The organism is Pseudoalteromonas sp. TB51, assembly GCF_000498055.1.
Taxonomy (GTDB): domain Bacteria; phylum Pseudomonadota; class Gammaproteobacteria; order Enterobacterales; family Alteromonadaceae; genus Pseudoalteromonas; species Pseudoalteromonas atlantica.
Genome location: NZ_AUTO01000009.1, coordinates 1 through 7,461 on the forward strand (window position 1 = coordinate 1; position 7,461 = coordinate 7,461).

Below are 7,461 nucleotides of genomic sequence, written 5' to 3' on the forward strand. Positions count from 1 at the left end.
GGCTGTGACAGGGCTTGATAGCTACCACACTAGCAATAAATTATCGCGTTTACCTTACGCTAAAAAACCTTAGCATGCATGTTGTCGCATAATATTGAATTATGGTTTTACATTAAACACAATGCCTAACACCAATCTGCTTATTCGGGCTTTTTAACATTTTAGTGAAATTTAATATGTTCAATTGCTCAAGAATTTATGCAGCTTGGTATTGAAACCAAGGAGACTTTTATGGCCACACTAGGCGTTGGTACACACACAAGCGAGCAAGCATTAGCGGGATTAAGCAACATGACCGCCGATGTAACCCCTATTCAAGCAGATGAATATTTACAGCGCATTGCAAAAGCACAAGCTTACATGCAAGCAAATAATATAGATGCAATTTATTTAAATGCAGGTACAAACCTTACTTATTTTACAGGCATGAAGTGGTATGCAAGTGAGCGCATGGTTGGCGCCATTTTACCCGCTATAGGCGATGTACAATACATAGCCCCTTATTTTGAAATTGGCACCCTAAATGGCTTTAAAGTGATTGAAGGCCCCATTCATGGCTGGCAAGAGCACGAAAACCCTTATGCGCTATTTGTTAACGTATTAAAGCAGCTCAACATTAATGACAATGCCACAATAGGCATTGATGAAAGTGCACAGTTTTTTATATTCGACGGTATAAACAAAGCGCAAAAAGGCCTAAATATAGTTAATGCACAGAGCGTTACTGCACATTGCCGCATGCATAAATCGGCAAACGAATTAGCGCTCATGCAATGCGCAATGGATATGACTTTAGCTGTACATCAAGCAACTGCAAGCATGCTTTACGAAGGTATTACCACCACAGAGGTAGAAGCCTTCATTAAAAAAGCGCATCAAAAAGTAGGTGCCCCAGGTAACTATTTTTGTATTGTTTTATTTGGTGTGGCGACCTCATTTCCACATGGCGTTAAAGATGCGCAAGTGCTTAAAAAAGGCGATATGGTATTAATAGATACCGGTTGCAAAGTGCATGATTACCTTTCAGATATAACCCGCACCTATGTATTTGGTGAGCCAACAGTGCGCCAGCGCATGTTTTGGGATCATGAAAAAGCAGCGCAACTCGCCGCCTTTAGTGCTGCAAAAATTGGCGCTACGTGTGAAGCAGTTGACGCAGGCGCTCGTCACTATTTAGCGGCTCACGGATTGGGGCCACAGTATCAAACACCGGGCTGCCCGCATCGTACGGGCCATGGTATTGGCTTAGATATTCACGAATGGCCTTATTTAGTCGGTGGAGACAAAACCCCACTTGCACCTGGCATGTGTTTTAGTAACGAGCCAATGCTAGTTATACCTGATGAATTTGGCGTACGTTTAGAGGATCACTTTTATATGACCGACAACGGCCCACATTGGTTTACACAACCAAGTTACAGTATTGACGACCCGTTTGGGCTTAACGCTTAAACCCTTTATAAAGAGCAGCCATTAGCTGCTCTTTTTAGTTTAAGGATTGATAATGCATACTTCATCCCAATATCGTTTGTTATACAAAAGCAATCCGCAAAAGGATGAATATGAAAAACTTTAAAATTGATATCGTGTCAGACGTAATGTGCCCATGGTGCGTAATAGGTTACAAAAACCTAGAAACAGCGCTTGGCCAACTTAAAGACGAGATGAGTGCAGATATTACATGGCATCCTTTTGAGCTAAATCCTGACATGCCGCTTGAAGGTCAAAATTTAAACGAGCACCTAATGCAAAAGTACAACCTAAGCGAAGAGCAAGGCGATGAAAATCGTAAAAACATGTTCGAAGCAGGTCAGCGTGCCGGGTTTACCTTTAATTTTTATGGTGAGCGCATCATGATCAACAGCTTTGATTTACACCGCCTACTTACTTGGGCGCGTGAAGAAGATAAGCAAACCGAATTAAAGCTTGCCATGTTTGAAGCACACTTCACCGATTTAAAATACTTAAATCAAGAAGAGGCACTGCTTGATGTAGTAGAAAGTGTTGGCCTTGATAAAGAACAGGCGCGTAGTATTTTACACTCAGATAAATACGTTCAAACAGTACGCCAAGAGCAAGACCGCTTTAAGCAACTCGGTATTACCTCTGTACCTACCTTTATTATCAACGATAAATATGCAATTAGTGGCGGACAACCAAGCGATTCATTTATTCAAGCACTAAAACAAATTAGTGAAGAAGAAGCTAAGCAAGACGCTTAGCAAGTAAGCTGCTGTTTAACATATATAAGGCTGCACAATGCAGTCTTATATGGTTTTAAAGGTGCAGCGTGACTTTACTGTCTACGTGAGCCGATATTTCTATAAGCTTTTAACAAAAACCCTCTGCTACTCAAACCTTATGCTCTGCACTTTTATAAAAGTGCTGGCACTATAAGTGCATTGTCTATTATGTGTTCTTAATGAGTGTGCTGCGCGCTATTTTATTTAAAATGCCACGTAAATATTACAACGTGCCATTAACTTCTTTCATACCGCCATTCACTCTCACTATTACTTAAGGGCTAACGAGTAACTAATTACGCATAAGGGGCAAGCATGGCTAAGTCAGCAACATTATACAGAATGGTAACCAATGAGCATATTTGCCCATTTGGACTCAAATCAAAAGATTTACTTAAGCGAAAAGGCTATAAGGTAGATGATAAGCCGCTGACTTCGCGCGAAGAAACCGATGCATTTCAACAAAAGCACAATGTTGATACCACACCACAAACATTTATCGATAACGAACGCATTGGCGGGTATGACGACCTGCGCGCTTACTTTAATAAATCGGAGCCTGGCCAACAAGGTACTACTTATACTCCCGTAACGGCCATTTTTGCTGTTACCCTATTGCTTGCCTTTGCATTTAGCTACTCGACTGGCTTTGCACTTTTTTCTATGCATACAGTTATGCTGTTTGTCGCGTTAACAATGGGCGTACTGGCTATTCAAAAATTACGCGACTTATACAGCTTTAGTAATTCTTTTATAACCTATGATTTATTTGCGATGAAAGTAGTGAGATATGCTTATGTGTATCCATTTTTAGAAGCATTTGTAAGTATTGGCATGATTGCAGGGCTTTCAGCTTATATTGTTGCACCAATTTCTTTATTTATTGGGGGTGTTGGCGCCGTGTCGGTGATTAAGGCTGTTTACATAGACAAACGAGAGCTTAAATGTGCCTGTGTTGGCGGAGATAGTAATGTACCGCTGGGGTTTGTCTCTCTGACCGAAAACCTGTTTATGATTGCGGCGGGTATCTGGATGTTTATTAAATAACCTTAATTCAGGTTAAATAATGGGCTTGATAACTAAGCGGATTATTTTACATGACTGGTATTTTAGTGTAAAAAAGGGGACTAACTAAATAATAAAAGGAATTAAAATGAAATACTTACTGTCTATAATTGCCGCTCTAATCATTACTGGCTGTACTACAACTCCACTTCAAGACAGTCCTACCGCAACAGTAAAATCAACAGTTCCCCCTAAATACCCTGTTGCAGAGGTACGTAACAAAACAGAAGGTTTTGTTACCATGTCTTATGATGTAGATAGTTATGGGCGCCCAAATAATATTAAAGTTATTAACGCTAAACCTGAACAAGTGTTTAATAGCGAAGCCAAACGTGCCCTATCTAAATGGCAATACTCACCTAAAGTTGTTAATGGTGTTGCTGTACCTGATAAAAACTTAGAAATGACAATTGAGTTTAATTTGGATAATTAATAATCGGGTAAGGTTATATCTTAAAGGCTGCAGTGTGCAGCCTTTTTAGTATTTGACAGCGAGCTTATTAAGTACGATAAAGCACTTTAATTACATGCCAGCCAAATTTAGTTTTAACTAAATGTGGCTCTAAAATAGCGCCATTAAAGGCTATTTTGTCAAACTGTGGAACCATTTGCCCACGTCTAAACTCACCTAAGTCACCGCCTTTTTTACCTGATGGGCACGACGAGTATTTTTTAGCTAAGGTTTGAAACTTGGCACCTTTACCTAATTGCTTAATAATGTCTTCTGCTATTTCTTTGTGTTTAACCAATATGTGGAGTGCGTGCGCTGTGCTTGCCATTTCAAAACCCTGATAATTTAAAACGCGGCGATTTTAGCACAGCCACCTAAACCTAGCATCTACTTATAGCTAAGTTAACTTAGCCAATTATAAATAATGTTTTGCATCCTCTGGGTTGGGTATTCTGCAATGCTGATATTTGCCAAATAAGGTATAGCGGTTTAAAGCAATTTTATCGTACAGCCAATTATTAAAGGTATTGGGTAAAACACTAAATGCAGTGGCTAGTTTAAAGGGATAACCTAGCTGCTTAACCACTTCAAAAAAAGCATGACTTTGCGTGTACGCTTTGCCGTTTTGTAGGTAAACCATTGAGGCGTATTGTGTGGTTGAAAAACCAAAATGAGTTAATAGCAGTGCACCTTTTGGGGATTGCACGCTGCACAGTTTAAAAATGCTAATTATAAAATTACACCAAGCACTACATAATTTGCACTGTGCATCGAATAATATAATTTTTTGATTACGCATTAATGTAGCCGCATCATCACTCATTTTATACCCCTTAAGCGGTTACTGCTGAACCGGCTTTTTTTGTAACTTACGCTGCAATGTGCGCCTATGCATATTGAGTTGCCGCGCAGTGGCCGACACATTACCGTTATTACTATGTAGCACTTGCTGAATATGCTCCCACTCTAAACGCTCTGGTGACATAACTGGTGTGGCAACATCACTAACATTTTGTGTATTTAAATCTGCGTTTAGGGCCTTTAATAACGTGGCCATATCAACGGGTTTAGTAAGGTAGTCGTTAGCGCCTAAACGCATGGCCTCTACTGCGGTGGCAATGCTTGCAAACCCTGTTAATAATACAATATACGCCTGCGGTAATAAGCTGCGAAGTGGCTTAATTAAGGCAAGGCCGTTATCGTCACCTAGTTTCATATCGAGCAAAATAAAATCTGGTAAGTGTTTATGTGCACTGAGTAATGCATCACTTTGGTTATGCGCAACTTCACAACTAAAGCCTTGCTTTGTTAAACGCCGAGCAAGTGTACTGGCAAGGTTTATATCGTCTTCAATTATAAGTAATTTCATGTAAGTGATTGCTCATTATTTGCTATGGCTAATTTTACTTTAGCCACTGCCCCGCCACCAGCGTGATTATACAAAGTTAACGAGCCGTTTAGTCACTCAAACGTTACATTAGAAAGTAAAACCGCAAGCCCCATACCTTGGCTGCTAGGCATAAGTTGCCCGCCAAGCTCTGCTAATTGTGATTGGCTAAAACCGCTACCAAAATCACGAATTAGCAAATATATACATTCACTGTGTTGATTATCTTGCTGCCAGCTTAGCTCTAACTGGGTTTGGTTATTTTTTTGATTAGCAATGCATGCATTTTGTAGCAAATTAAGTATGGCGGGCAATAGCATTGCATCACTTTTTAAGGTGGCTGCTATTGGCTCACTTAACCAATTAATGTGCTGATCAGGGTGTTGCAGTAATAATGTATCGATGATCTGCGTTTGTAGCTGGTTTACTGTAATGTGTTCGGTGGTATTTTTATTACGAAGCTGAGCAGAGAGCTTTCTAAAGTCATTTAATTGCCTAGCACATTGCTTGAGCGGTGTTTGCATTTGCACCACGACAGGGTTATTTGGCTGCTCTTCTAAAAGCTCTTCAAATAGTAATTGTAAGTTAGCGATAGGACTGGCTAGTTGATGGGTTATTTGCGCAGCAGCGCCATCTAGGGTTACCAGTTGCTCGTTTCGCAATTGCTGCTCGCGAGCTTTAGCTATTGTGCGCTCTCGCTCCTTTAATGCCCGGCTCATAGCACCAATAACCAAAGCAATAACGCTTGCACTTAAAACAAAATTCACCCACATGCCTATAAAATGCCCGCTCATATTCATCTGATGCATACTGTGATCGGGCATCCTAATGAGTAAAAAGCTATAAGCGGCAATTGCCAGTACGGCGATATAAGCGAGTCCTTTTTCACGAAGGGTGACCGCTGCAATCATGATAGGTAGCAATAATAGCGATACAAACGCATTGGTTGCGCCGCCACTTAATGAGAGCAAAATAGTTAAAAACAGGACATCCGCAGTGAGCTGCATTAACATCCCTATAGGGCGCGCTTGGCTAACATTTCGATAGGCGAATACGCTTACTAATTGAAATATCGCCTCTATGGCTATTACCACTAATAAAGGGAGTAACGCTATTTGGTGTTCTAATAAAAAATACACGCTTAGTACAGCAATTAACTGCACAGCAATAGCACCACTTCGCAGCATTAAAAGGCGGCTAATGGTCGGGTCGGTTTGCATAAACAAGGTGCGATGTACCTATAAAATTTAATACGTTAAAAAAGTTAATCTTCATCCATTGATATAGTAAACAGCGCGCACGGGGTCCCTTGATGAAACACCATTTTCCATTGTTCATTACTTTTACGCCAAAGCGACATACGTAAGGAGTAATTAAACTCACTTCGGGCTGAGCGCCTATAAGCCGCTTGGTAACTAATTTGCGCGACATCATCGCTAAGCATTCGCCCTTTAAAGTGCTGATTATAAAACTGCGGAACAACCTCGGTAGGTAAACGTGTGAGTACGTGCTGCTTATCAAATACGGTGCCATTAGCTGCAATTTCAATAAATTCATCATCAAGTAAGGCATTTAATGCATGGCTTGATTGACGAACATCGGGGTCGAGCAACTGTCGTTCGGCCTCTATCAAGTGATTAAACAACGACACTTTTATTTTATTGCTCATGGGCTTCCTTATTATGTAGGCAATTGCCACGTGTTTGTGTGTTTATACGTTAAACGGGCAGTAATTAATAATATCGGCTTACTTTAATTCACTCAAGCTAACAGCTTGAACGCAGTGCCATAAACGCAAGCCACTTACGTTTAGGTAAAGCCGCAAAGTCATGTGCTTTTCAATTATATGCTGTTTAACACATCGCTACGTATAGTTTTAATACTTGCTTACTCTTTAAACAAGCTTTACGTCAAATTGCCCACAATTACTATTATTTACGAGACAAAACAGGTTAATAACTTCTCTTAAAGGGCAATTTTTGATATAACTCACCCATTAGCAATACACGTCAGACCACCTTTTTAAGAGAACACACTATGGCCTACGCACATATTACTGGTTGGGGTAAATGCATTCCACCAGCAAGCATTAGCAACGATGAAATTAGCGAAATAGTTGATACCAACGATGAGTGGATCACCACACGTACTGGTATTAAATCTCGTAGGGTTAGCCATGTTAGCACCGCAGAACTTGCAACCGTTGCCGCAAAGCACGCCATCGATTGTGCAGGGATTGACGCAAAAGATATCGATTTAGTTATTTTAGCAACGTGTACCCCTTCTACTGTAGTGGCCAATACCGCCTCTTTAGT

Annotated in this window: 8 protein-coding genes and 3 pseudogenes; 6 read left to right on the forward strand and 5 right to left on the reverse strand. The window is 40.5% G+C overall.

What is annotated here, in order from left to right; genetic code table 11:
- From L650_RS24050 to L650_RS0100285, 5 genes and pseudogenes are all read left to right on the forward strand, one after another.
- Nucleotides 1-73 (forward strand): annotated as a pseudogene (locus tag L650_RS24050) (flavin oxidoreductase); the annotation flags it as partial.
- A gap of 158 nt (nt 74-231) precedes the next feature.
- Complete coding sequence (locus L650_RS0100270; RefSeq protein ID WP_029771690.1) at nt 232-1,452, forward strand: M24 family metallopeptidase; 1,221 nt, start codon at nt 232-234, stop codon at nt 1,450-1,452.
- Nucleotides 1,453-1,562: 110 nt separating this feature from the next.
- Nucleotides 1,563-2,222 carry a DsbA family oxidoreductase gene (locus L650_RS0100275; RefSeq protein ID WP_029771691.1) on the forward strand — a complete coding sequence of 220 codons (660 nt, stop codon included), beginning with the start codon at nt 1,563-1,565 and terminating at the stop codon, nt 2,220-2,222.
- A gap of 336 nt (nt 2,223-2,558) precedes the next feature.
- Nucleotides 2,559-3,290 carry a MauE/DoxX family redox-associated membrane protein gene (locus L650_RS0100280; protein WP_029771692.1) on the forward strand — a complete coding sequence of 244 codons (732 nt, stop codon included), beginning with the start codon at nt 2,559-2,561 and terminating at the stop codon, nt 3,288-3,290.
- Between the two features lie 106 nt (nt 3,291-3,396).
- Nucleotides 3,397-3,741 carry a TonB family protein gene (locus L650_RS0100285; protein ID WP_029771693.1) on the forward strand — a complete coding sequence of 115 codons (345 nt, stop codon included), beginning with the start codon at nt 3,397-3,399 and terminating at the stop codon, nt 3,739-3,741.
- 67 nt (nt 3,742-3,808) lie between these two features.
- Here the strand turns inward: L650_RS0100285 and L650_RS0100290 are convergent, their stop codons facing one another.
- The 5 genes and pseudogenes from L650_RS0100290 to L650_RS0100310 form a co-directional block, all read right to left on the reverse strand.
- Nucleotides 3,809-4,087, reverse strand: coding sequence for a peptidylprolyl isomerase (locus L650_RS0100290; protein ID WP_004588770.1), 279 nt, complete (start codon nt 4,085-4,087; stop codon nt 3,809-3,811).
- 87 nt (nt 4,088-4,174) lie between these two features.
- On the reverse strand, nt 4,175-4,582 hold the full coding sequence (locus tag L650_RS0100295; RefSeq protein WP_029771694.1) for a thiol-disulfide oxidoreductase DCC family protein: 408 nt from the start codon (nt 4,580-4,582) through the stop codon (nt 4,175-4,177).
- Nucleotides 4,583-4,600: 18 nt separating this feature from the next.
- On the reverse strand, nt 4,601-5,128 hold the full coding sequence (locus L650_RS0100300) for a response regulator transcription factor (protein ID WP_029771697.1): 528 nt from the start codon (nt 5,126-5,128) through the stop codon (nt 4,601-4,603).
- Nucleotides 5,125-6,366: pseudogene (locus tag L650_RS0100305) on the reverse strand (ATP-binding protein). The gene L650_RS0100300 and the pseudogene L650_RS0100305 overlap by 4 nt, the downstream one beginning before the upstream one ends.
- Before the next feature lie 44 nt (nt 6,367-6,410).
- Nucleotides 6,411-6,815, reverse strand: a complete 405-nt coding sequence (locus L650_RS0100310; RefSeq protein WP_004588774.1) for a DUF4440 domain-containing protein — start codon at nt 6,813-6,815, stop codon at nt 6,411-6,413.
- 368 nt (nt 6,816-7,183) lie between these two features.
- On the opposite strand from L650_RS0100310, the pseudogene L650_RS0100315 reads away from it, so the two are divergent.
- A pseudogene (locus tag L650_RS0100315) lies at nt 7,184-7,461 on the forward strand (3-oxoacyl-ACP synthase); the annotation flags it as partial.